Origin of the sequence: Clostridium sp. OM05-5BH, from assembly GCF_003481505.1 — a bacterium.
GTDB lineage: Bacteria > Bacillota > Clostridia > Lachnospirales > Lachnospiraceae > Otoolea > Otoolea fessa.
Window position 1 is genome coordinate 385,860 of the sequence record NZ_QULJ01000001.1, and the last position, 24,605, is coordinate 410,464.

A 24,605-nucleotide genomic window follows, 5' to 3' on the forward strand; every position below is an offset into this window, starting at 1 on the left:
ATTTACCGAATTTAAACGGGAAAAATAAGGGAGAAGTACAGATGCAGTTTAACAGGCATTTTATCAATCGAATAGAGAAAAAAGATGTGCTGCGGCTGCTTCTGGCGCTTGCGGCAGTCTTTGTGATCGGTGTTCTGGGCGAGTTTGTCTGCAATTTCCCGGCGCTCCGGGCAAATGGATGGACGCGGCAGGCGACGCGGACGATCGCTCTGGACGAGGTGCAGGTGAGCGGATTTGAGCGGGTAGAGACAGAAAAGAACGGTTTGGGTGAAATCACCGGAGAGCCGGGGCAAACCATTGGAGAGAATAGGCGGCAGGTGGAAAATACAGAGGTGCTGCAGCTTTCGGATGCAAGCGGTTATCTTCACATTCCACTGGACGGCAGCTATGTCAGCCAGTTTCTCTACCACTATGATTACGATGGTCTGTTAAATGCCACCGTCCGCCTCGGTTACCGCAACATCTACGGCGAGCAGCGGGAGCACGACGCAAAGATGGTCATGGACCGCAACTGCCGGGTGCTGAAATTTTCTTCGATTCCGGTGAATGGAAAGCTGGACTACGTGGATCTTCTGATCACGCGGGAGGATCTAGACGAAGAAGGGCTTTCCTACATGAATTTTGGCGGGATGCCGCTTGCACTGACCGGATTTGCGACGGTGGCGCGGGCAGGTATCAACTGGTACCGGCTGGGACTGTTCTGGTGTGCGGCGGCGGTTTTGATCGCACTTCTCTGTTTCCGGGATTTCGTGGCAAAGCGCATCGAGGTTGGATTTCTGCTGATCTCCCTGACGTTTGGAACAATATTTTCACTGTCGCTCCCGGCAAATAAGGTGAGCTGGGATGAGGAAGTGCATTTCGCGCAGGCGTTCTGGATGGCAAATTACCGGACGCCGGTGCAGGCGGAACCGGCGCTTATACAGGAGTTTACGGCGGGCGCAGATACCTGGCCGTACAATCAGCCGGAGAGTCGGGACGAGCAGGCGGCGCTCACTTCGTATCTGAATCAGAATGCGGGTTACCGGCACGGTGAACATCTCTGGAGTACGGATCTCAACAAAACGACGATGACCGGATATGTGGGCTCGGCGCTGGTGCTGAAAGAGGGTGGGCTGCTTCATATCCCATTTGGAATCCTGTATAAGCTGGGGCGGCTGGGAAATCTCTATGTCTATGCGGCAGTTTTGTATTTTGCCATCAAAAAAACACCGGTCGGCAAGGCAATCCTGACATTTCTGGCGCTGATGCCTGAGCCGATGATGCTGGCGGGGGCATATTCCTATGACCCGACCGTCACAGCGTTTTTGTGGCTGTCTTTTGCGGGCATTCTGGAAGCGGCGCTTGGCGGGCGGAAAATGGACTGGAAAGCGTATGCGCTCATCGTGCTTACCTTTGTCTGGGGCTGCCGCGTCAAGGCGGTATATGCGCCGCTCATTCTGCTGGGACTGATGATTCCGGCAGAAAAGTTCCGTTCTAAACGGGAAATGTACCTGATGAAGGGCGGATTTATCGTGATCTGCGGTCTGATGATGCTATCCTTCATCCTGCCGGTTCTGATCGCGCCGCGCGATATCGGGGATACGAGAGGCGACAACACCAGCGAGAAAGGGCAGATGGCATACATTCTGGGACAGCCGCTTGCCTATGCATGGGTGCTGATGTGCAACCTGTTCCGGACGCTTCCGTCCTATGTGCTGGGCGAAAATTCCCTGGGGCTTCTGGGACACACGGGAACGATGTCATTTCCGTGGGCGCTGTATGCTGGTTCGGCGGCCGTTATCCTCACAGCCGGGCAGTCATCCTGTGGAAAACGTCTGTCAAAAAAACAGAAGCTGTGGATATTTATACTCTGCGCGGGAACGGCGGTGCTGGTCTGGACTTCGATGTACATCGCATTTACCAGACCGGGTAATACCTATATCGACGGCGTACAGGGGCGCTATTATCTGCCATTTCTGCCGCTTGTCTGGCTGGTATTAAACCCGGAGCGGGTGATGGTGCGGATGGAGAATAAAAACTATCATGCGCTGGTGTTAGGGGCGGCGGCGCTGATTCTGGCGGCAACGGTTTATCTGGATATCTGGATGAAGTTCTGCCGGTAAGCATAAGCAAGCTAGAAGAAGGCAAAGGTTACTGTATACGGGTAGGCACTTTTGGAACCGAAAGTGCCGTAAGAAAACGTGGTGGTAGCAGGAATTTGCCGTATTTAAATGCGAAGCCACGGCAAATTCCGTTACTGGGCACGTATGCGTGAACAGTAACAGGCAAAGATGTTTGAAACGTTAAAAGCGATCATAAGTCTGGCAAAAATCAATTCAAGCAGGTACCGCTCTTGAAAAACGAGAAGGCAGAAGTGTGGCATGAAAGAGCGAGAGAGAAAGGGAAACGAGATGCAGCAGAAAATTATTCATACATTTGCGGTCTGTGCATACAAGGATTCGCCGTATCTGGAAGAATGTCTGCGTTCGGTGACGAGCCAGACGGTCAAATCGGAGGTGATCTGCTGTACCTCGACGCCGAGCAGCTATATCCGGGAGCTGACAGCGCGGTATCAGGTGCCGCTCTATGTGCGGGACGGGGCGAGCAATATCCGTGAGGACTGGATGTTTGCCTATGGAAAAGCGCAGGGGCGTTTCGTCACGATCGCGCATCAGGACGACCGATACCGCAGCGATTATGCCGAAAAGCTTTTAAAAGCATGGAAGAAATATCCGGATCTGCTGCTGTTTGCGAGCGATTATCTCACGATCCGCATGACGGAGAAAGAGGGGGAAATGAAAGCCATTCCGGAGTCATTTAACATGGTCTGGCTGGTAAAAAAGATACTGCGCCTGCCGCTGCGTTTCCATTTTCTGGCGGACCGCACCTGGATCAAGCGGAGCAGTGTCTGGTTTGGCAATTCGATCTGCTGTCCGTCCTGCACGTACAATAAAGAACAGATTGGGGACGATATGTTCCATTCGGAGTATGATTTTGCGCTGGACTGGGACAACCTTTACGAGCTGGCGGGCAAAAAAGGGCGTTTTATCTGTTCGGAAAAACCGCTGATTGCCTACCGCGTCCATGCGGCGGCGACGACGAAAGCCTGCATCGAGGACAACCGGCGCCCGGCGGATGAGATGGCGATGTTCCGGAAAATGTGGCCGGACTGGATGGTAAAGATTCTGATGCATTTTTACAGAAAAGCCTATAAGGAGTACGAAAAATGAGAAAAGCCGATGTGATTATACCTACGTTCAAACCGGGGGATAAGCTGGAAAAACTTCTGCGGCGGCTGTTGGAACAGAGTGTGCCGGTGGACCGTGTGATCATCATGAATACGGAAGAAAAGTACTGGGATGCTGAGCGGTTTGAGTCCTTATTTGAGGGGGAAGATACGAAGCTGACCGTGTGCCATATCCGCCAGTCGGAATTTGACCATGGAAGGACGCGCCATGAGGGAATTTTGAAATCAGATGCGGATGTCTGCATCTGCATGACGCACGACTGCGTGCCGTATGACCGGAATCTGGTGAAAGAGCTTCTGGAGGCGCTGGATGCTTCGGAACGTGTGGCGGCAGCATATGCGAGACAGCTTCCGGCGGCGGACTGCGGTGTGATTGAACGGTATACGAGGGACTTTAATTATCCGGCGGTGAGCCGTCTGAAAGGGAAAGAGGACGAGGACGAGCTGGGAATCAAGACGTATTTCTGTTCCAATGTCTGCGCGGCATACCGGCGGGATATTTACCTGAAGCTTGGCGGATTTACGAAGAAAACCATTTTCAACGAGGATATGATTTTTGCCGGACACGCGGTGGAAGCCGGGTATCAGATTGCCTACGCGGCGGACGCGCAGGTCATCCATTCCCACAATTATACGGCGATGCAGCAGCTGCACCGGAATTTCGACCTCGGCGTATCGCAGGCGGATCACCCCGAGGTGTTTGGGCGACTTCATTCGGAGGGCGAGGGAATCCGTCTGGTAAAGAAAACAGCGAAATGGCTGGTGGAAAATGGTCATGTGCTTCTTCTGCCGCAGCTTGTGATGGCGAGCGGAAGTAAATATGCCGGGTACTGGCTGGGAAAACATTATAAAAAGCTGCCGGAGGGGCTGATTCGAAGCCTGACGATGAATCCGGCATACTGGGAAGGAGAAGCGGGCGATGGAAGATAAGGCGTTATTGTCCACAGAAGAAGCTTCTGGGGCGGAAAAAGCCGAACTTTTGATAGTCATACCGGCGTACAACGAAGCCGAAAATATAGAGCGGGTTGTGAACCATCTGACTGCCAATTTTCCGCAGTATGATTATGTGGTCGTCAATGACGGATCGCGCGATGAGACGGCGGCGATCTGCCAGAGAAATGGATATAATCTGTTGAACCTTCCGGTCAATCTGGGACTGGCGGGGGCATTTCAGGCGGGACTTAAATATGCCGACAAGTACGGATATCAATATGCGGTCCAGCTCGATGGAGACGGACAGCACCGTCCGGAGTATCTGGAATCCATGATCAAGAAAATGGAAGAAGGTTACGATATCGTCATCGGTTCCCGGTTTGTCGGGGAGAAAAAGCCATTTACGATGCGGATGCTTGGAAGTAATCTGATCGAGATGGCGATCCGCTTCACAACTGGTGTCAATATCAAGGATCCGACCTCGGGAATGAGGATGTTCAGCAAGCGCATGATCCGCGAATTTGCATCGGGGCTTAACTACGGTCCGGAGCCGGACACCGTTTCCTACCTGATCCGCCAGGGCGCGCGGGTGGCGGAGGTGCCGGTCATCATGGATGAACGGATTCTGGGAGTCAGTTACCTGACACCGGTCAATGCGATGCGGTATATGCTTAAAATGCTGATTTCGATTCTGTTAATCCAGAATTTCAGAAAGAGGAGGTAGCGCCATGACGCCAACACTCAGAGTTGTCCTGATCGTCGTGTCGATCCTGACAACCTTTATGATTATGCGGAAGATCCGGCAGTCAAAACTCCAGATCGAGGATTCGATTTTCTGGCTGGGATTCTCGTCCATTCTCATTGTGTTCAGTATCTTTCCGGGGCTGCCGGATCTTTTGGCGGAGCTGGCGGGAACGTACACGACTGCCAATTTTATCTATCTGGCGGTTATTTTCCTCCTGATTGTGAAAATGTTCCATATGTCGATCAAACAGTCGCAGCTGGAGACGAAGATCAAGGATCTGGCGCAGAAGATTGCGCTGGATGAAAATGAACGGGGGAAAGAGGCACAAACATCTGTAAAAAAGGTTGTCAGCCAGAAAAACGAATGATATAGTTAAGGATGGCACAGCCGAAAAGGATGATGCCAGTTACGTATTGAAAAATGAATTGAAATATCTGCATAAGAAGGAGATAGAAAAATGGGAAAGATTAAAGTAACACCATGTGACATCAAGGGACTTTATGTAATTGAACCGACTGTTTTCAAGGACGAGCGCGGTTATTTTATGGAGACATACAATCAGAACGATTTCCATGAGGCGGGACTCGACATGGTATTTGTACAGGACAACCAGTCCATGTCTGTCAAGGGCGTTCTGCGCGGACTTCATTACCAGAAACAGTATCCGCAGGGCAAGCTGGTGCGTGCAGTGCGCGGTACCGTATTTGATGTGGCGGTAGACCTTCGTACCGGTTCTGAGACCTACGGAAAATGGTTTGGCGTGGTTCTTTCCGCGGAGAACAAGAAGCAGTTCTACATTCCGGAAGGATTTGCACACGGCTTCCTGGTACTGTCCGATGAGGCAGAATTTGCATACAAATGTACCGATTTTTATCATCCTGGCGATGAGGGCGGTATGGCATGGAACGATCCGGAGATTGGCGTTGAGTGGCCGATCGAGGAAGGCATGGAGTTGATTATTTCGGAGAAAGACCAGAAATGGGGCGGCTTCCGGGATGCATTCAAATTTTAAGAATGGAGTTAGGATAGAATGCGGGAACTGATTTCCCTGTTTCGGGAACTGATAGGAAAAAGAAAATTGGTCACCGAGCTTGCCAAGGCGGATTTCCGCAAGCGCTTTGTCGGCTCGTATTTTGGAATTGTCTGGATGTTTATCCAGCCGATGGTTACGATCGCGATCTATGCGTTCATCTTCGGTGAACATGGCATGAAAAATGCGCCGCCGGTTCCGGGGGCGACTTATGTCATCTGGCTGACGCCGGGTATCATCCCGTGGTTTTATTTCAGCGAGATTTTAAATACGGGTACAAATTGCCTGCAGGAGTACCATTATCTGGTTAAAAAGGTAGTATTCCAGGTGGAGATGCTTCCGGTTATCAAGCTTATCTCCTGTTTCCTGGTACATGCCTGCTTCCTGATCATTATGGCGGGGCTGTACCTGATTGACGGGCGTATGCCGTCTGCAACCTGGATTCAGGTGTTATACTATTCCTTTGCGGCGTCGATGCTTGGACTGGCGCTTACCTATTTTACCAGCGCCGTGCAGGTATTCTTTAAAGATATGGCGCAGATCGTCGGCATCTGCCTCCAGTTCGGCATGTGGCTGACCCCGATCATGTACGACGAGGCAATCTTCACCAGCCGCGCATCCTGGCTGGAGTGGGTATTCAAGCTTAACCCATTCTACTACATCGCCGCAGGCTACCGCGACAGCATGCTTACGGGAAGCTGGTTCTTCGAGCGGCCGACGATGACGATTTATTTTTGGGTGGTAACATTTATTTTGATGATAATAGGACTGAAGGTATTCAAAAAACTTCGTCCCCATTTCTCAGACGTACTGTAGATGGGAAGGGAGCTGCTGTAGATGGTGTTGACGGCTATTGGATTATCGAGATGCGAACAATGATAATCTGAGAAGCTACCAGTGCCGCCTCCGGCAGCTCCCTTCTGCGACAACTTATCAATAGGAGTTTACATAAAATGGTTTTCAGCTCAATCATCTTCCTATGGGTTCTTCTCCCCTGCATCCTGCTCCTCTACTACGTGAGTCCCAAACCGTTCAAAAACGGCATCCTGACCGTATTCAGCCTCTTTTTCTATGCCTGGGGCGAACCGCGGTATGTGGTGCTCATGATTTTTTCGGTTCTGCTCAACTACGGTTTCGGGCGTCTAGTGGAGAAATTCGGGAAAAAGAGATGGCTTTTGGCGCTCTGCGTGACGCTCAATCTTCTGATCCTCGGCTATTTTAAATATTACAATTTCCTCGCCGAGGTGCTGAATCCGCTGCTTCGCGGGTTTGATATAGCGCTTCCGGCGATTCAGGTGACGCTGCCGATCGGAATTTCCTTCTATACCTTCCAGGCGCTTTCCTACGTGGTGGATGTGTACCGGGGCGAAAATCAGGCGCAGAAAAATCCGCTCAACATGATGCTTTATATTTCCTTCTTCCCGCAGCTCATAGCGGGACCGATCGTGAAATACCATGACATCGAGGAGCAGATCGAAAACCGGACCGTCACGCTGGAGGGCTTTTCTTACGGCGTGAAACGCTTTATTTTCGGTTTGGGAAAGAAGGTCATCCTGGCAAATACCTTTGCCGAAGTGGTGGACGCGGTCTACGCGTATCAGGCAGCGGATGTGAGTCAGGCGATGCTCTGGCTGACGGCGCTTCTCTATATGCTGCAGATTTATTTCGATTTTTCCGGTTATTCGGACATGGCGATTGGGCTTGGAAAAATGTTTGGGTTTACATTTATTGAAAACTTCCGGCTGCCGTACACGGCGACTTCGATCCAGGATTTCTGGCGGAAATGGCATATTTCCCTCTCCAGCTGGTTTAAAGAGTACGTGTACATTCCGCTCGGCGGAAACAGGAGGGGCACGGTGCGGACGTATATCAACCTTTGGACGGTCTTTCTGCTGACCGGCATCTGGCACGGGGCGGGCTGGACGTTCATTTTCTGGGGCATTTACCATGGCTTTTTCAACGTTCTGGAGCGCTGTTTCCTGGGAAAATGGCTGAAGCAGGAGAAATTCCGGCCGTTGGCGCATATCTATGCGGTGTTTGTCGTGCTGATCGGCTGGATTTTCTTCCGCGCGGACACGATCGGGCAGGCATTTTCCTTTATCCGGTATATGTTTGTGCCGCACAGCGCAGTCGTTTTGATGGAACGGTACATGAACCGGAAACTCTGGATGTTTCTGGCGGCGGCGCTGCTGGCATGCGGTCCGGTGCAGTGGTTCTGGATGAAATGGAAAGGGCGCGTGCTGGCGCAGGATGGATCGGTGACGGTCGCAAGCTGGATCGGCTACATGGCGATCCTGTGGTTTTCCATTTTGCTGCTTGTCAACAATACATACAATCCATTTATTTATTTCCGTTTTTAAAAGCGCTGTAGAAAGTATGTTTGTCTGTGCGATGAGAACATAAAAATGAAAGCATGGGCGGCAGGGCGTGAAAGTACAGAAAGATGGATTCATGCAGGGAGAAGAAAACGAGAGATATGAATCGAGAGACAGGGACAAAAATACTTCTGATTGGTTCCTTTGTGGCGAGCCTGGTGCTGCCGACGCTTGTCTATCCGGCGGTCAGGAGCCATCTGGACCAGCAGAATTATGAAAACAGGGAATTGGCATCCTTTCCGGAACTGTCGGCTGCCAATTTTGACAATATTCCGACGGAATTTGAAGCGTATTACAACGACCATGTTCCGTTTAAAAATCTGTTTGTCAAGGCGAAGACAAAGCTGGATCTGGAGCTTTTAAATGAAAGCTCGATTTCGGATGTGACGGTCGGAAAAGAAAACTGGCTGTTTTACACCGTTTCGGAGGACGGCGAGGATGCGCTGGCGGATTATCAGCGGACAAATCTCTATACGGCGGATGAGAAAACAGCGCTGGCGGACGCGATTACCTCGGTAAACGAGAAAATGAAAGAGCGCGGCATCCGGTTTGTGATGTTTGAGGCACCCAACAAGGAAAGTGTCTATGCGGAATATATGCCGGATTCGGTTCGGGTATACGGAAGTGAGTCGCGTCTGGATGCGGCGCTCCCGGAGCTTGCGGCGCAGGGACTTCCGGTGTATGACATGAAGCCGGAGCTTCTGAAAGAGGCGGACACGTATCAGCTTTATTACAAATATGATACGCACTGGAACCAGATCGGCTCTTTTATCGGAAGCCAGCAGATTGCACAGACTTTGCTTGGAACCTCGACACCGCTCAGTGCAGTCTCGATTGAGGCGGCAGGACCGGCGTCCGGAGACCTGGCGCGGATGCTTAATATGGCAGCAGAGTACAGCGACGATACCGAATATGTGATTCAGAATTATCTGCCGGAGGTGACGGCTACGACGGTGGATATGAACGAGGACAACAGCTTTGCAGTATTTGAGTCGGATTCGCCGAATGATAAAACACTTCTGGTGGTAGGCGATTCCTTTAGCCAGAACCTTAAATATTTTATGCCGAAGCTGTACCGGAAAACGGTGTTTGCGACCTTTGACACATACACGGAGGCGCTTCTGGATGAATACCAGCCGGATGATTTTGTCTATCTGACGGTCGAGCGCAACCAGGAGCTGTTTGAGGATGTGGAGCCGGTTGTCTGGCGAGATGAGGTGCCGGAGAAGGACGGGTAAGGTGCCGGATGTCCGGGCGGAAGGGGGCTGCAAAGTTTTTTTAAAACTAAATAAAAAGAATCACTCGTAAAGTGCTAGTTCGGGTGATTCTTTTTTTATGCCTCTTGATTCCATATTTTGTTGCGCGAGGGTTATTATAAAAAAATGGAAGAGGATGTAAAGAGGGAAATTTTGAAAAGCGAAGGTAGAAGACTTGAAAATCAGGGGTGGATAGATTAAAATAAATGGATAATATATTATACAAAACAAATAAAATATAGCATTAATAGATAATATATTATCCATGATTTAAATGAAAAAAATTAAAATAGAATTTCCCCAAAGTTTGTGTTTATGGGATAATAAAGGAGAAAGGATGGGGCGGATGGAGACAGGAAAGAAACTTCAGGTTATGTATGAAGACAGACTGGTAGGAACTCTTGCATTAACAGCGAATCACAAGGTGGCATTTGAGTATGATGATGCATGGCTGGAAGAGGGATTTTCGATCAGTCCGTTTTCACTGCCTTTGAAAAAGCAGGTGTTTATTCCAAATAAGGATTATTTTGAAGGTTTGTTTGGGGTGTTTGCGGATAGCTTGCCAGATGCGTGGGGGCGCCTGCTTTTGCGGCGTCTTTTGCTGGCGCATAAGCAGCAGCCAGACGATTGGACAGTGTTAGACCGGCTGGCGGTTGTGGGAAGATCTGGGATGGGGGCGTTGACCTATCGTCCGCAGCGGGAACTTTCGGTTGAGGAGAAAAATGATAATCTGGACGAACTTGCGGAGGCCTGCCAGAAAATATTAAATACCGAATACTCGGACAAACTGGATGAACTGTACCGGCTGGGCGGTACAAGCGGAGGTGCGCGCCCGAAAATCATGACGCAGATTCAGGGAGAGGACTGGCTGATTAAATTTCCGGCACATATAGATGGAAAAGATGCAGGGAAGATGGAGTATGACTATGCGTGCTGTGCAAAACAGTGCGGAATTGTCATGAGTGAATCGAGATTGTTTCCCTCAAGGCGATGCAAAGGATATTTTGGAACCAGACGATTTGATCGGGAAATAGAAAATGGGATGGTAAAGCGGGTTCATATGCTGACGGCAGCGGCGTTATTAGAACTGGATTTTGAACAGCCAAGTCTGGATTACCATCAATTGATGAAATTAACGAAAATATTGACGAACGGGAAGGCAGAAGATATAGAAAACATGTTCCGCCGTATGTGTTTTAATGTGTTTGCCCACAACCGGGATGATCATTCAAAGAATTTTACTTATATATATCGGGAGGAGGAAGAGCAATGGCGCCTGGGACCAGCGTATGATCTGACGTACAGCAACACATATTATGGGGAACATACGACCAGCGTAGATGGCAATGGACGAAATCCGGGTGAGAAGGAGCTGCTTGCAGTTGGGCTTGCAGCCGGAATGAAAAAAACGAGATGCATGGAAATGATAAAACAGATTCGTACATGTGTGCAGGACATGTTAGGTCATTATCTTTAGAGAGGCAGGAGAGCAATATGGAAGCACTTATCTGGGAAACTGCAGATGAACTGGATCAGAAACTGGCATCACGGCTGCGTAACATCCGGAAACGCCGCGCTATTTCACAGCAGAGACTGGCGGACATGAGTGGGGTGAGTTATGGCTCAATTAAGCGATTTGAGGCGACGGGGCAGATTTCCCTTTTGTCACTCACAAAAATCGCGATGGCACTGGATTTGGCGGAAGAGCTGCGGGGGCTTTTTACGCGGGTTCCGTACAAAAATATTGAGGAGGTAATCCGCGAATCCCGTTAAGCCACCGTTCACGCATTGTGTAGGCAGCACCCATCCGCGTAGCCCTGCCAGAACCGTTCGCAGGCGACCGCGCGAGACGCCCGAATGAGCCAAGGTACATTCTTTTTTAGGCGGGATGCACAAATCCGCAAATCGCCGCCGGACGTTTTTGTTTATATTTCAAGTATGGATGTTTTTGTAACTTTTGTACATAGTCAGGGTGTCAAAATTGGTACTTATTACATATATTAACTTATATTTATATAATTGCAAATGACTTATAAGTTTATACCACTTCCGGGGATGGTACTTTTTGTTTGACAGTGTTATATTATTGCCATCGAAAGAAACAAGAGATTTTCACAGACGGATATCGTAATAGTATCATAAGAATATTGCAATGGATTTCCGCCTATCATATGAAAAAATATAATTTTATTTGATGGAGGTAATTATCATGATGAAAGCAACAAGAACATTCAATAACGGTTTATATCAGGAGAATTTATATCAGGCATATTACAACACACCAGCAGAAAAGCATGTAGTTTCCGAGTCCTTAGAGCAGGAAGCAATGCCGGTACTGGTACATCGTTTAGCTGCACAGTTAGGTTATACCGAGTCTGAGGCAGAAGTAGAAAAAGAGTTTCTGTGCGAAATGTAATGGATAATCTGCTCGCAAGCTTATAACCATCCGGCAGAATTGGATGAGTTACCACCAACCTAAAGCATTTACGACAGAACAAGGCTTCTGAAGCCAGAAAAAGAAAACCGTCTGAGAAAGAATGAAAGGTTCTTTTACAGACGGTTTTCTTTTTTTACCGAATCGCGTTTTTCATGGATTTCACGTATTCTGCCACATACGGCACACGGGATATCGCTTTCTTCTTTTATCAGATTTACCATCGCGCCGATATCGGTCGTGCTCTCACTCCGGACGCCGGTGCCACCTTGATTCATGGAGTGATTCCATGCGCTTTGCGAGATACCTGCATATCTCCGGCAACTAACATAAGCCCTACGTCGCAGAGTACTAGGCTGAAAATATATCCAGTTTTTGGCTGCGCCATCAGCGGTCCATTGGGCAGCCTGCATCTCGACCCGGTTCTCAGCCTCCCGGACTCTCTGTGCGCGCATATGCTGCTTTGATCTCCGCTTCAACGGTTTTGGTGTGTTCGATTTTTCATCAATATACTACGATGATGTAAAGTGTCAAATATTTTTTGAGAAAAAATTAAATTTTTTTAAAATTATGTGATTCTTTGGAAGTATGTCCCAGCCTTGCCAGCAGCAAAATAGCGAAGAAAGTGATCATTTCCGACGCCAGGAAAGACAGCCAGACGCCGTTCAGCCCAAACAGGCGCGCCAGTGTGACAGCGCAGGGGATGATAGCGATGGCCCCGCGCAGCAGAGAACCGGCGATGGCTGGTTTTGGCTGCGCGACGGCGGAAAAATAGGCAACCAGCAGGATGTTGATGCCAGCAAAGAGAAAGCCCAGGAAATACAGCCGGAGCCCGCTGTGGGCGTAATGCAGAAGTTCGGCGTTCTGCTCCTGGTTGAAGATCTGGATCAGTGGATCGGTCATGCTCCAGGTCAGCACCAGAATGAGCGCTTCCACGATCAGGCAGGCGATGACGCCCCAGGTCAGGAACTGGCGGCTCTGCGTGTGATCGCCTTTTCCGTAGCTTTCGCTGATGAGCGGCTGCGTGCCCTGCGCGAGTCCGTTGAATAGGCACATGGCAACGACGGAGAGATTGGCAGTGACGCCGTAAGCGGCGACACCGACATTTCCGGCGAGTCCCAGAAGCAGGAAATTAAAGACGATCGCGATCACGGCGGAGGATATTTCGCCGACAAAGGCGGATACGCCGAGCTGGCAGCAGGCGATCAGGTGGCGCAGGGATGGAGCGCGAAAACGGAATCCGACCTGATTGTGTTTTCCCAGGTAGTGCGTGCCGCAGATGCTCATCGTCACAAGCGGGCAGAATGCCGTCGCTAACGCCGCGCCGGTCAGTCCCAGACCTGCCGGAAACATGAAGATGTAGTCAAACACGATGTTGAACATACTTCCGGCGATGGAGCCGAGCATCGCGATCGCCGGAGCGCTGTCATTGCGCGCAAACGCCGTGAACGCGTAGTTGGACATAAAAAACGGCGAGGCAGTCAGAATAATGCGGAGATACTGCTTTCCGAGCGCGGTCAGCCCCGCGTCTGCGCCGAGAAGCTGCAAGATTTTATCCGGGATGAAGATGCCTGCCAGCACCAGCGGAATGCTGATGAGAATATCCCAGGTTACGGCGGAGAGAAAATAGAAGCTGGCGCTTTTGCCCTGCGCACGGTCGATCGCATAACGGGTCGCCGATCCGATCCCGATCATGGCGCCAATCGCATAGATCAGTCCGTAAACCGGTAAAATCAGATTTAAGACCGCCAGACCATCTGCACCGGAGTAGACCGAGATAAAATAGGTGTCTGCGAGGATGTAGACGGAAATTCCCAGCATGCCCGCCATGCTTTGGAAAATATATTTAAAAAATTTCTGTAACATAAAAAATCTCCCTTGTATGTATTCTCATAAACGGTAACGACCATTGTACCGAAGAATGAGGATAAATACAAGGGAGAATGTGTTTTTTACAGCGTCTTGGCCCGCTCTTTAATATTCTGGTGGAAGTTGATGATGTCATGCTCATACTCCTCATCCATCAGTGGCGAGGTAATCATAAAATCGGCAGTCGCTTTATTGTTGGCGATCGGGATATCGTAAACCTGGGCGATTCGAAGAAGCGCCTTGACATCCGGATCGTGCGGCTGGGCGGTCAGGGGATCGGAGAAGAAGATGATAAAATCAATCTGTCCCTCGACGACTTTTGCACCGATCTGCTGGTCGCCGCCCAGAGGACCGCTGTTATAGCCCTTGACTGGAAGTCCGGTATATTCCGTAATCATGCGGGCGGTGGTGCCGGTTCCGCATAAGAAATGTTTTTTGAGGATCTCTTTGTTCGCCTCGCACCAGTCAATGAGTTCGCGTTTTTTATTGTCGTGTGCGATGAGTGCAATATTTTTTTGTTTTCGAATTGTCATTGTTAAAAAATCCATAGAATCATCCTCCTTTGCCATGATTTTTGCATAGCATCTGAATATTGTCAAGAAAATACAAAACATTTCACAAAAAAATACGAATGTTTTTCGTGAGTACATAGAAAGAGGTGTGTTTTTCTGCGTACAGGAATTGCAAGAAACATAGAAAACATGCTATACTACGAGAATAGTGGAACAGGAGGAACGAAAAAGATATATGTCTGCTGAAAATACAACAAACACAGGGGCACAAGAGGCGGAGAACGCAGAGAAGTACGCGGTCGAAGTGAAAAATGTGACCAAGATATACAGGCTGTATGATAAACCGATCGACCGGCTGAAAGAATCGCTGAGCGTCAGCCATAAAGAATACCACAAGGATTTCTACGCGTTGAGCGATCTTTCCTTTACGGTTGAAAAAGGTCAGACGGTCGGCATCATCGGTACGAATGGTTCGGGTAAATCGACGATCCTTAAGATCATTACCGGCGTTCTCACGCCGACGACCGGCGAGGTGACGGTGCGCGGCAAAATTTCGGCGCTGCTGGAGCTGGGAGCCGGATTTAACCAGGACTACACCGGTATCGAAAATATCTATATGAACGGTACGATGATGGGATATACCAAAAAAGAGATGGATGCAAAGCTGCCGGAGATTCTCGATTTTGCCGAGATTGGCGATTTCGTCTATCAGCCGGTCAAGACGTACTCGAGCGGTATGTTCGTGCGTCTGGCATTTGCGCTTGCGATCAACGTCGAGCCGGAGATCCTGATCGTTGATGAGGCGCTCTCGGTCGGGGATGTCTTTTTCCAGTCCAAGTGCTACCGCCGCATGGAGGAGATCCGCAAAAACGGCACGACGATCATCATGGTAACCCATGATATGGGAAGTATCATCAAATACTGCGATAAGGTAGTGCTGCTCAATAAGGGAGAATTTATCGCACAGGGTTCGGCGGGCAAGATGGTCGATCTCTACAAAAAGATTCTGGCAGGACAGATGGACGCGCTGCGCGCCGAGCTGGAAGTGATGAACGATTTTTCCGGGGACAAGGTAGTAAAAGCGGAGAAAGCAGGAGCCGGAAGTGCGGAGAATGGTGCATCTGGAAATGAGGCTGGAAATAACGATGCCGGAAATATAAACGGCTCCGGGGCAGTGGATGGCACCGCAGAAAATGGAGTTGGTTCAGCATCGGACGGCACCGGAAATCCGGCTGGTTTGAACGGAGAAACGGCGAAAAAGCCGGGGTTGATGCGCGACAAGCTGACGATCAACGCAAACCGCGAGGAGTACGGCGACGGCAGGGCGCAGATCTTCGATCTGGGACTGGTGGACGCGCGCGGCAATATCACTAACCTGCTCTTAAAAGGCGAAGAGTTTACCATCCGCGAGCGCATCCGTTTCAATGCACCGATTCAGGCACCGATCTTTACTTATACGATCAAGGATAAGAAGGGAACTGATCTGACCGGCACGAACACCCTGTTTGAGGGAACGGATGTCCATCCGGTCAAGGAGGGCGATATTTACGATGTCGCGTTTACGCAGAAGATGACCCTGCAGGGCGGCGAATACCTGCTGTCCATGAGCTGTACCGGATTTGAGGGCGGCGAGCATGTGGTGTACCACCGTCTCTACGATGTGGCCAATATTACCGTTATTTCTAATAAGAACACGGTCGGTGTCTACGACATGGAGCCGGATGTAGCAATCAGGTTATCGCCAGCCGGAGAGGCGGCAAAGCAGGCGGAGTCGCTTAGTGCGGACGAGGCGGCACAGGAAGATCTGCAGGCATGATAAAAGGAGATTAAGATGAAAAAAATCAATCAGGAGCTGATCGCTCTGTTTGATAAATACGGCAGTGACCGGCGCCGGGCGCTGCGGGAAAATAAGAAGCTTTCCTATCTGTACGCACTGGCAGATCTGCGGGAAAACCTGCTGGACTGGTGTCAATTTGACCCGGAACAGCAGGCGCTGCAGATCGGGGCGGACGCGGGTGCGCTGACAGGGCTGCTTGCCAGACGTTTATCATCGGTAACGGTGCTGGATGTTTCCGAAGAAAATCTGGAGGTAGTACGCCGTCGTTTCAAGACAGAGCCGGAGCTGGCGGCGAAGATCCGCTATGTCTGTGCGGATGTGGAGACGTATGCGAGGGAAGCGGAAAAGCGCGGCGGGACATATGGATATGTAGTGCTGATCGGGAATTTGACGGCGGCAGACAGGGCTGGACGCGCGGCGCAGATGACAGCCGCAAAACAGCTTCTTTCTGCTCATGGAACCTTGATTGCGGCGGCTTCCAACTGGTTTGGCGTGAAATACATGGCAGGCGCAGAGCGGGAGACGGGCGCACTTTCCTGGAACGAAATGAAGCAGCTGCTTCCGGGCGGGGAATTTTACTATCCGATGCCGGATTACCGGACGGCGGGAGAGATTTTTTCAGATGCCTATCTGCCGAAAAAAGGCGATCTGACCGGTGTGTTACCGGTCTATGACTGTCCGCAGTATATGCTGATGGATATGGGGGCGGCGCTCGATGCAGCTTGCGAGGACGGACGGTTTCCGGAATTTGCGAATGCATTTCTAGTTTTTTGGCAGAGACAGGCTGCGCCGGAAGCTGAGAATGCTTCACAGGACGTTATCTATGTGAAATACAACCGCACCCGCGAAGACTGCTTCCAGATCCGGACAGAGATCCGTGAAAAGAATGGAACCCGCGAGGTCTGGAAGACGGCGCTCTATCCGGAGGGAAAGGCGCACATCCAGTCCTTCGAAGAAAAATATCAGGTGCTTGACCGTCAGAATCCGTCCCTGAAACTGGCAAAACCGGAGCTTCAGGACGAGGGAATGACAGCGGTCTTTCCGTATTTAGAGGGAAAAACGCGGGCGGAACTTCTGGGAGAAATTCTGACTGCCCAGGGCGCGGATGCGGAGGTTTCCGCGATCCGGGCTGCGATGGATGAGATCTACAACATCCGCCCGGAGGAACGCAAACCATTTGCGGTGACACCGGAATTTATCAAGGTATTTAATGCGCTGGGCGAGCTGGATTCCTATCGGGATAAAGAGACAGAAAATGGCGGCGGATGGGCTTCTTTAGGGGCAGTTCTTGCGGACGAGAGCTACAGCGCCTCCAACATTGATGCCCTTTTTGAAAATATGCTGGTGACGGCGGACGGAACCTACGCGATCGACTATGAGTGGGTCTTCTTATTCCCGGTTCCGGCTGGTTTTGTGAAATACAGGACACTGGTTTATTTCTACCGCCGTTATAAGAGTCTGTTGGGCGGTCAGGCCGAGCGGGAATTTATCGGACAGTTCCCGGAGTATGTGAAGGCGGATGAGAAGCTGCTTTTGCTTTACGAGGCGATGGAACGCGGCTTCCAGGAGTACGTGCACGGGGAAAACCAGCGCACCTACCAGGAAGATTACATGGTAAAGACGAAGACATTAGCCGATCTTTCCCATGTGGACGGAGAACTTGCAAGGGCAAACGAACGTCTGGATGCGCTCCGGGCAGAAAATTCGGAAAAAGATACGGCACTCCGCAAAGTGCAGGAGGTACAGCGCCTGACGAATAACCACGTGGCGAATCTGGACGTTATCATTTCTGATCTGCGCCATGAAAATGCAGAGCTTGGCAAGACGCTGACCTACTTAAATGGTCATGAGGCGGTCATTTTCAAGGTGCGCCGCAAGCTCGGACAGGCATTTAACCGGTGCTATCCAAAGGGCACGGTACGCCGCAAGAAGCTCGGCTACTGGAAACGGACGATTCTTCATCCGGGTAAAATGATGAAGATGTACACCACCGAGGAAGGAAAGAACCTTATCAAAGGTGATTTTGAGATCGGTGAGGAGTATCTGACCTACGGAAAAATCCACCTTCCGAAGGAAGAAAATCCGACGGTTTCCATCGTAATTCCGGTATACAACCAGATTCACTATACCTATCTGTGCCTGCAGTCGATTCTGGAGCATACGAAGGATGTGAGTTATGAGGTTATCATCGCAGATGACGTTTCAACCGATGCCACCGAGCATCTGGCGGAGTTTGCCGATAACCTGGTGATCTGCCGCAATCAGACCAATCAGGGATTCTTGCGCAACTGCAACCAGGCGGCCAAGGCGGCGCGCGGCAAATACGTGATGTTTTTAAACAACGATACCCAGGTAACAGAAGGCTGGCTAAGCTCCCTGGTAAATCTTATTGAATCTGACTCCACCATCGGTATGGTAGGGTCTAAGCTGGTATATCCGGATGGACGTTTACAGGAGGCAGGCGGCATCATCTGGAGCGATGGTTCCGGCTGGAATTACGGCCGCCTCGACGATCCGGATAAGGCAGAATATAACTACGTCAAGGATGTAGACTATATTTCCGGCGCAGCGATCCTTTTATCCACCGCACTCTGGAAGCAGATCGGCGGTTTCGACGAGCGGTTTGCCCCGGCGTACTGCGAAGATTCGGATCTGGCATTTGAGGTGCGGAAAGCGGGCTACCGCGTCGTTTACCAGCCAAAATCCAAGGTCATCCATTTCGAAGGCATTTCCAACGGAACGGATGTCAACGGAACCGGTCTGAAACGGTATCAGGTGGAAAACAGCGAGAAGCTCAAAGAAAAATGGAAAGAAGAGTTTAAGAACCAGTGCGTCAACAACGGCAATCCGAATCCATTCCGCGCACGCGAGCGCAGCATGGGCAAAAAGATCATTGTCGTGATCGATCACTATGTGCCGACCTTTGACAAAGACGCTGGTTCCAAGACAACGTTCCAGTACCTGAAAATGTTCCTGAAAAAGGGGTATGTTGTTAAATTTATCGGAGATAATTACCTCCATGAGGAACCGTATACGTCTACGCTGCAGCAGATGGGAATCGAGGTCCTCTACGGACAGGAATACCTGACCGGTATCTGGGACTGGCTGGTGAAAAATGGAAAAGATATCCAAGTGGCATATCTGAACCGTCCGCATATCGCGACAAAATATGTGGATTTTATCAAAGAACACACGGATATCAAGATGATTTATTACGGTCACGACCTTCATTTTATGCGTGAGTTCCGCGAGTATGAGCTGACCGGCGATGTGAAGAAGCGTCAGGAATCCGAATATTGGAAATCGATCGAGTTTTCACTCTTCCACAAAGTGGCGGTGTCTTATTATCCGTCCTACGTCGAAGAAGAGGCGATCCACGCCGTTGATGAGACGATTCCGGTCAAGGCGATCACGGCATATGTCTATGAGGAGTTTTTACAGAATCTGAACAAAGACTTCGCCAAACGGGAAGGACTTCTGTTTGTCGGCGGCTTTGCGCATCCGCCGAACGCGGACGCGGTGCTCTGGTTCGCGAAAGAAGTATTCCCGAAGATCCGGGAACAGATCAAGGTCAACTTCTACATCGTCGGTTCCAAAGTGACCGACGAGATCAAAGCATTGGAACAGCCTGGAAATGGCATCATCGTCAAAGGCTTTGTAAGTGAAGAAGAACTGGCAGACCTGTACCGGAACTGCCGGATTGTAGTGGTACCGCTCCGCTACGGCGCAGGTGTTAAGGGCAAGGTGGTAGAAGCCATCTATAACGGTGCCCCCATCGTCACCACCTCCGTCGGCAGCGAGGGAATCCCGGATGTAGAAAAAGTTCTCCTCGTCAGGGATCAGCCGGACGAATTTGCCGAGACAGTCGTAGAGCTCTACAAAGACGAAAAACGCCTGGAAGACCTGGCAGAGAAAACGCAGGTTTATATCCGCGAGCATTTCAGTATTGATGCGGCTTGGGATGTGATTAAGGAAGATTTTGAATAAAAAATAGTAAAAGATAGAAAATTATATATAATAAAGAAAACGATCAGGGGAATGTGCTTCTGATCGTTTTCTTGCGTAAGGGTAATTTAAAGTTATCCAAGGAAGGAAAGAGCCAGCTACGCCGGTATGCTGCAGGCTCTTTCCTGTACTACCGGGTAGAGCACTCTATATTACCGATCGTTCTTCCGCAGCGCTTCCACCCGTCCATACCTCCGATACATCAAAAGCTCAAATACCACCATACAAGCCCATCCAATCGTCGTACCAATCGCTACAGCCTGAATTCCCAGCCGTCCAAACAGCGCATAACTGATCACAACGCGGATCGGAATCTGCACCAGAGTCGCGAACAGGGTGATCATCAGGTGCCCGATTCCCCGGTAATATCCCTGAAAGGTATTGGTGATACCACTGATGAAGTAAAAACTAGCCATCGGCACCAGATAGGACATGCCTTGACGCAGCGCCTCCGTTTCATTCGGCTTCAAGAAAATGCCGAGCAGCGGGTGACGGCAGAACAGTACGACCACCGCTGTCAAGATAATATAAATTTCTGCGATCACCAGCATTTTCCGAAGCCCTTTTGGAATCCGGTCATACTCTTTTGCACCGAGGTTCTGTGCGGAGAACGTCGTGATAGATGCCGCGAGGCTGTCGCCCGGGGCGAGCACGTAGCTGTCGATGATGGAGACGGCATTAAAAGCGGCAACTGCATCGACACCGAGCGCATTGACGCCGGACTGGACGAGCAGGCGGCCGACGTAGAGAATCGTCTGCTGGACGGCGGAAATGGAGCTGAAATCGATCGTTTTTTTGAGCATCGAGGTTTTCAGTTTCAGATCCCGGATGCCGAGGCGTAAGAGGGGCACTTTCGCCCAGATATAGACGAAGAGGGCGAGCGCAGAGACCGCTTGCGAGATGATCGTAGCGATTGCCGCACCGGGAACACCGAGGTGGCAGATGCCAACCAGGAATACATCCAGAAATACATTGACAACGGTCGTCAGGATCAGGACATAGAGCGGCGCTCTGGAATCTCCGATCGCGCGCAGGGCGGCGGAGAAAATATTGTAAAAAAAGGTAAAAATAAGACCCAGCGAGATAATCTGCAAATACAAGGACGCCTGTGCTGAGATTTCTTCCGGCGTCTGCGTCAGGCGGATAAACAGGCGGCTTCCCGCCAGTGAGATTCCGGAGAGTACGATGGTTAAAAGCAGTCCGGAGAGTACAGAGGTCGCAAATTCATCCTTCAAATCCTGGTAATCTTTTGCACCAAAGTAGCTTGCCATTAAAATCGATGCGCCGAGTGACAGTCCCACAATCAGAAAAGTCAGGATATTCATGATCGGACCTGCCGCACCGACTGCCGCCAATGCTTCTTTTCCGTAAAATTGTCCGACAACCACCGAATCGACCGTGTGGTAGAGCTGTTGAAATAAATTTCCAAAAACAAGCGGAACCGCGTAGGCAATCAGGTGTCCGGTTATATTTCCTTTTGTCATATCACGTGCCATAAGCATTCCTCCAAATCCCAATTTATAACTAAGATTGTAGCACGGAACAGAGTGTCTGCCAAATAAAAAAATTCGTCGAATCATGCCAAAAAATCAACAAATCGTTGCAAGTTCCGCAAATATCTGCGATGAAAGGGAAAAGCTTCATGCGTTCAATGAGGTTGAGACGGCATTTTTCTTCTTCTGACGATATTCAGAGGGAGATAAGCCGTACATTTTACGGAATGCTTTGCCAAAATAGCTGATACTGCTAAATCCACATTGAAAAGAAATGTCGGAGATACTGGCAGTACTGCCAGAGAGTTTCTGGGCTGCATTCTGAAGGCGGTAGCGGTTCAGGTACTCAATGGGCGAAACCTGACAGAAACCGGAAAAGCATCGGAAACATTCGCTGCGGCTGATACTGGCGGCACCGGCGATATCGTCAATGGTAAGGGGCTGTTCAAAGTGCGATTGGATATAGCTCACCATTTTTCTCATGCGGTGTTCGCGTATGAATTCATCATTGTCAGTAGGAACCGGGAAGGACCGATGCAATAGAACCAGAAGATTACGCCATATGTGTAAAATGTCTTCCATGCACAGAAGCTCATAGGCGTATTTATCTGGATCGGAGCGGTGGATGTGCATAAGGCGTTCAAGAATTTCACTTCCTTCTTCATTTTCAGGGAGGATTTTCCAGTTGCCCATTTTTTTCAGGGAAGATGGGTTGAAATAGTTCTGGTACAGAAATGAGGTACCAATCGTATGAAAGAGCGAAGCAGGAAATTCGATATTGAAAATGATGGATCCTGGAATTAATTGTCGGGCAGAATGAAGGGCCCGTGAAGTAATAAAGATTCCCTCTCCCTGATGCAGGCGGAAAACCTGCTGATCTACCTGATATTCAATCCCGCCTTTTAAAATAATTGCTAATTCAAATTCTGGGTGCCAGTGACAGAGAAATTCCCCATCTACAAAATAATCCATTTCGTCGATAAAACGGGCAAGCGGAAAGTCCGGATTATCATAGTGAATACGTTCCTGAAGCTGCTGATTTACAATTACTTCCTGATTGATCATAATTCAAAATCTCCTTTCATCAGGTGTTGAATGGGATAATTCTTGCTTTCTCATGGAAGATGAAATTATATTACCAAAACATGAGAGAATTGAGATTGCAGCATGCAACCTGCTTAGGGTAAAATAATGCCAGAAATAAAAAATGGTTTGTGAATCAGTATAAGCTGAATATAGACAAAATGTCAATATGGTCCTTGAAAATACAATATAAATTGGTTGTTTTTGTGTAGAATGACAATGGAATTGCTTGTGACTGGAAAAAATGAAGGACGAAATACCGAAAAGGTAAAAATGATAGGCCAGATTCATAAGAGTTCTATCGGGGACTATTCTATCAAAATCAAGAGACTATTTTACTATTATTGAAAATGGGGATGGAAAAATGAAAGAGATACAGATTTTGGGGAAAATCTGGAAACGGGGAAGGAGATTTAAAATTGGAGGAGAAAAAATTATCATTTAAAACCCGATTGTCGTATTCATTCGGAGATCTGGCGTGCAACATATTATTTGCAGCAACTGCGAATATGGCGTCCTATTTTTATACCAACATTGTGGGAATGTCAGCGGCGGTTGTTGGAACGATTCTTTTGCTTTCCAGAATGTTTGATGGATTCAGCGATGCAATTATGGGAGTAATTGTAGACAGGACGAAATCAAAATATGGAAAAGCAAGAGTCTGGGTGCTGCGGATGATTATTCCGTTTGGCGCTGCAGCGGTGCTGATGTTTATGGTTCCGGCGCATGCAAGCGCGATGGCACAGGCTATATATGTATTTATTACATATAATTTTGCTGTAACGATCGTTTATACAGCTTTGAACTTACCATATGGTGCAATGGCCGTGCTGATGACAACCAGCCAGAATGAACGTACCGTTCTGAATATGTACCGTATGTGTATCGCACCGATAGGTGCAGTTGTTGTAACGGCCTTTACACTTCCGATGGCAAATCGTCTGGGGGGCGATCAGAGAGCATGGATTATGATTTCCATTGGATATGCAATTATTTCAATGATTCTTTTATTCATCTGCTTTCTGAACTGTAAGGAACAGGTATCCGAGGATCCGACAGCGGTAGCAGATACGGCGGTGCCGGTTGGAAAGAGCATCGGAGCGTTATTTAAAAACCGTTATTGGCTGATTATTGCAGGAGTATTCATTCTCTGGGGAATGTATTTCTCGCTGAATGGAATGATGGTTTCCTATTATGCACAGTACGCGCTGGGAAATAATGAGAGGGTAACACTTTTGACACTGGCAGAAAAGATTCCACTTATTTTATCGGTTGTTTTAGTGGCTCCATTCGTAAAGAAGTTGGGAAAGAGAAACTGTTCAATAGCAGGAAGTGTATTATTTTTAGCCGGTGCGGCGATTATGGCAGCACAGCCGTACAATCTGACGACCCTGACGGTTGGACTGATTGTACGGGGATTAGGCGGAGGAACTGTAGGCGCACTGATTTATGGACTTCTGGCAGATACGGTTGAATACGGACACTGGTATACAGGTATCCGGAATGAAGGACTTTGCTATTGTGCATCAGCAGTTGGTTATAAGCTGGGTGGTGGCCTGACAAATGCGGTTTGTGGATTTGTAATGTCACATGCAGGATTTGATGGGCTGGCGGCAAGCGTGCCGGAGTCGGCAGTGGCGGCAATTCAGAATCTGTATCTGATGGTTCCGTTTATTGCCTGGGGAGGGATTGCAGTATTGCTTTTCTTCTATCATCTGGATAAAGAATATGCTTATGTAGAAAGCGAGCTGGCAGAAGGACGCTGGCGCCTTGGTTCGACCAGACAGGAAGCAGCGGAACTGTAGGA

Annotated in this window: 20 protein-coding genes; 15 read left to right on the plus strand and 5 right to left on the minus strand. The window is 49.4% G+C overall.

Annotated features, from left to right (window positions below; all coding sequences use genetic code 11):
- The first annotated feature begins 41 nt into the window (after positions 1 to 41).
- The 12 genes from DXB70_RS01940 (at position 42) to DXB70_RS01995 (ending at position 11,981) form a co-directional block, all read left to right on the plus strand.
- Positions 42 to 2,102 (plus strand): DUF2142 domain-containing protein, encoded by a 2,061-nt coding sequence (locus tag DXB70_RS01940; RefSeq protein ID WP_118672551.1) that lies wholly within the window; start codon positions 42 to 44, stop codon positions 2,100 to 2,102.
- 258 nt (positions 2,103 to 2,360) lie between these two features.
- The gene (locus DXB70_RS01945; RefSeq protein WP_118538699.1) at positions 2,361 to 3,209 is read left to right on the plus strand and encodes a glycosyltransferase family A protein; all 849 of its coding nucleotides are present in this window, start codon (positions 2,361 to 2,363) and stop codon (positions 3,207 to 3,209) included.
- Positions 3,206 to 4,156, plus strand: coding sequence for a glycosyltransferase (locus DXB70_RS01950; RefSeq protein WP_118672552.1), 951 nt, complete (start codon positions 3,206 to 3,208; stop codon positions 4,154 to 4,156). Before DXB70_RS01945 ends, DXB70_RS01950 begins: the two co-directional genes overlap by 4 nt.
- The gene (locus DXB70_RS01955; protein WP_107000710.1) at positions 4,146 to 4,883 is read left to right on the plus strand and encodes a glycosyltransferase family 2 protein; all 738 of its coding nucleotides are present in this window, start codon (positions 4,146 to 4,148) and stop codon (positions 4,881 to 4,883) included. The genes DXB70_RS01950 and DXB70_RS01955 overlap by 11 nt, the downstream gene beginning before the upstream one ends.
- 4 nt (positions 4,884 to 4,887) lie before the next feature.
- Entirely contained in the window at positions 4,888 to 5,271 is a 384-nt protein-coding gene (locus tag DXB70_RS01960; RefSeq protein WP_022360047.1) for a DUF2304 domain-containing protein, read from the plus strand.
- Between the two features lie 90 nt (positions 5,272 to 5,361).
- Complete coding sequence (gene rfbC / locus DXB70_RS01965) at positions 5,362 to 5,916, plus strand: dTDP-4-dehydrorhamnose 3,5-epimerase (protein ID WP_022360048.1); 555 nt, start codon at positions 5,362 to 5,364, stop codon at positions 5,914 to 5,916.
- 18 nt (positions 5,917 to 5,934) lie between these two features.
- Positions 5,935 to 6,750, plus strand: a complete 816-nt coding sequence (locus DXB70_RS01970; RefSeq protein ID WP_022360049.1) for an ABC transporter permease — start codon at positions 5,935 to 5,937, stop codon at positions 6,748 to 6,750.
- 137 nt (positions 6,751 to 6,887) lie between these two features.
- Positions 6,888 to 8,294, plus strand: a complete 1,407-nt coding sequence (locus DXB70_RS01975; protein ID WP_118672553.1) for an MBOAT family O-acyltransferase — start codon at positions 6,888 to 6,890, stop codon at positions 8,292 to 8,294.
- Between the two features lie 116 nt (positions 8,295 to 8,410).
- Complete coding sequence (locus DXB70_RS01980; RefSeq protein WP_182448400.1) at positions 8,411 to 9,547, plus strand: hypothetical protein; 1,137 nt, start codon at positions 8,411 to 8,413, stop codon at positions 9,545 to 9,547.
- 364 nt (positions 9,548 to 9,911) lie between these two features.
- Positions 9,912 to 11,042, plus strand: a complete 1,131-nt coding sequence (locus DXB70_RS01985; protein WP_107000706.1) for a type II toxin-antitoxin system HipA family toxin — start codon at positions 9,912 to 9,914, stop codon at positions 11,040 to 11,042.
- Positions 11,043 to 11,059: 17 nt separating this feature from the next.
- Positions 11,060 to 11,338, plus strand: coding sequence for a helix-turn-helix transcriptional regulator (locus tag DXB70_RS01990; RefSeq protein ID WP_107000705.1), 279 nt, complete (start codon positions 11,060 to 11,062; stop codon positions 11,336 to 11,338).
- 436 nt (positions 11,339 to 11,774) lie between these two features.
- Positions 11,775 to 11,981 (plus strand): hypothetical protein, encoded by a 207-nt coding sequence (locus tag DXB70_RS01995; protein WP_107000704.1) that lies wholly within the window; start codon positions 11,775 to 11,777, stop codon positions 11,979 to 11,981.
- Positions 11,982 to 12,115: 134 nt separating this feature from the next.
- Here DXB70_RS01995 and DXB70_RS14085 read toward each other — a convergent pair whose 3' ends face one another.
- The 3 genes from DXB70_RS14085 to DXB70_RS02015 all read right to left on the minus strand — a co-directional run bounded on the left by DXB70_RS14085 (position 12,116) and on the right by DXB70_RS02015 (position 14,416).
- Positions 12,116 to 12,277 carry a hypothetical protein gene (locus tag DXB70_RS14085; protein ID WP_182448401.1) on the minus strand — a complete coding sequence of 54 codons (162 nt, stop codon included), beginning with the start codon at positions 12,275 to 12,277 and terminating at the stop codon, positions 12,116 to 12,118.
- Between the two features lie 274 nt (positions 12,278 to 12,551).
- Entirely contained in the window at positions 12,552 to 13,865 is a 1,314-nt protein-coding gene (locus tag DXB70_RS02010; protein WP_118672555.1) for an MATE family efflux transporter, read from the minus strand.
- Positions 13,866 to 13,951: 86 nt separating this feature from the next.
- Positions 13,952 to 14,416 (minus strand): methylglyoxal synthase, encoded by a 465-nt coding sequence (locus tag DXB70_RS02015; protein ID WP_118672556.1) that lies wholly within the window; start codon positions 14,414 to 14,416, stop codon positions 13,952 to 13,954.
- A 199-nt stretch (positions 14,417 to 14,615) separates the two neighbouring features.
- On the opposite strand from DXB70_RS02015, the gene DXB70_RS02020 reads away from it, so the two are divergent.
- Positions 14,616 to 16,196 (plus strand): ABC transporter ATP-binding protein, encoded by a 1,581-nt coding sequence (locus tag DXB70_RS02020; RefSeq protein WP_118672557.1) that lies wholly within the window; start codon positions 14,616 to 14,618, stop codon positions 16,194 to 16,196.
- Positions 16,197 to 16,211: 15 nt separating this feature from the next.
- Positions 16,212 to 20,204, plus strand: a complete 3,993-nt coding sequence (locus DXB70_RS02025) for a glycosyltransferase (protein WP_118672558.1) — start codon at positions 16,212 to 16,214, stop codon at positions 20,202 to 20,204.
- Positions 20,205 to 20,374: 170 nt separating this feature from the next.
- On the opposite strand, the gene DXB70_RS02030 is transcribed toward DXB70_RS02025, so the two are convergent.
- Both DXB70_RS02030 and DXB70_RS02035 read right to left on the minus strand, forming a co-directional pair.
- Positions 20,375 to 21,718: an MATE family efflux transporter gene (locus DXB70_RS02030; RefSeq protein ID WP_118672559.1), complete on the minus strand. Its 1,344-nt coding sequence runs from the start codon at positions 21,716 to 21,718 to the stop codon at positions 20,375 to 20,377.
- A gap of 144 nt (positions 21,719 to 21,862) precedes the next feature.
- On the minus strand, positions 21,863 to 22,780 hold the full coding sequence (locus DXB70_RS02035; RefSeq protein ID WP_118637838.1) for an AraC family transcriptional regulator: 918 nt from the start codon (positions 22,778 to 22,780) through the stop codon (positions 21,863 to 21,865).
- A gap of 437 nt (positions 22,781 to 23,217) precedes the next feature.
- Between DXB70_RS02035 and DXB70_RS02040 the strand changes: the two genes are divergently transcribed.
- The gene (locus DXB70_RS02040; RefSeq protein WP_118522175.1) at positions 23,218 to 24,603 is read left to right on the plus strand and encodes a glycoside-pentoside-hexuronide (GPH):cation symporter; all 1,386 of its coding nucleotides are present in this window, start codon (positions 23,218 to 23,220) and stop codon (positions 24,601 to 24,603) included.
- Positions 24,604 to 24,605: the final 2 nt, after the last annotated feature.

Coding starts and splice junctions, on each gene's coding strand:
- DXB70_RS01970 (WP_022360049.1), top strand. CDS start 5,935: ATGCGGGAACTGATTTCCCTGTTTCGGGAACTGATAGGAAAAAGAAAA.
- DXB70_RS01975 (WP_118672553.1), top strand. CDS start 6,888: ATGGTTTTCAGCTCAATCATCTTCCTATGGGTTCTTCTCCCCTGCATC.
- DXB70_RS01960 (WP_022360047.1), top strand. CDS start 4,888: ATGACGCCAACACTCAGAGTTGTCCTGATCGTCGTGTCGATCCTGACA.
- DXB70_RS02010 (WP_118672555.1), bottom strand. CDS start 13,865: ATGTTACAGAAATTTTTTAAATATATTTTCCAAAGCATGGCGGGCATG.
- DXB70_RS01940 (WP_118672551.1), top strand. CDS start 42: ATGCAGTTTAACAGGCATTTTATCAATCGAATAGAGAAAAAAGATGTG.
- rfbC (WP_022360048.1), top strand. CDS start 5,362: ATGGGAAAGATTAAAGTAACACCATGTGACATCAAGGGACTTTATGTA.
- DXB70_RS01990 (WP_107000705.1), top strand. CDS start 11,060: ATGGAAGCACTTATCTGGGAAACTGCAGATGAACTGGATCAGAAACTG.
- DXB70_RS02025 (WP_118672558.1), top strand. CDS start 16,212: ATGAAAAAAATCAATCAGGAGCTGATCGCTCTGTTTGATAAATACGGC.
- DXB70_RS01955 (WP_107000710.1), top strand. CDS start 4,146: ATGGAAGATAAGGCGTTATTGTCCACAGAAGAAGCTTCTGGGGCGGAA.
- DXB70_RS01945 (WP_118538699.1), top strand. CDS start 2,361: ATGAAAGAGCGAGAGAGAAAGGGAAACGAGATGCAGCAGAAAATTATT.
- DXB70_RS02015 (WP_118672556.1), bottom strand. CDS start 14,416: ATGGATTTTTTAACAATGACAATTCGAAAACAAAAAAATATTGCACTC.
- DXB70_RS14085 (WP_182448401.1), bottom strand. CDS start 12,277: ATGAATCAAGGTGGCACCGGCGTCCGGAGTGAGAGCACGACCGATATC.
- DXB70_RS01995 (WP_107000704.1), top strand. CDS start 11,775: ATGATGAAAGCAACAAGAACATTCAATAACGGTTTATATCAGGAGAAT.
- DXB70_RS01950 (WP_118672552.1), top strand. CDS start 3,206: ATGAGAAAAGCCGATGTGATTATACCTACGTTCAAACCGGGGGATAAG.
- DXB70_RS01985 (WP_107000706.1), top strand. CDS start 9,912: ATGGAGACAGGAAAGAAACTTCAGGTTATGTATGAAGACAGACTGGTA.
- DXB70_RS02030 (WP_118672559.1), bottom strand. CDS start 21,718: ATGGCACGTGATATGACAAAAGGAAATATAACCGGACACCTGATTGCC.
- DXB70_RS02035 (WP_118637838.1), bottom strand. CDS start 22,780: ATGATCAATCAGGAAGTAATTGTAAATCAGCAGCTTCAGGAACGTATT.
- DXB70_RS02020 (WP_118672557.1), top strand. CDS start 14,616: ATGTCTGCTGAAAATACAACAAACACAGGGGCACAAGAGGCGGAGAAC.
- DXB70_RS01980 (WP_182448400.1), top strand. CDS start 8,411: ATGAATCGAGAGACAGGGACAAAAATACTTCTGATTGGTTCCTTTGTG.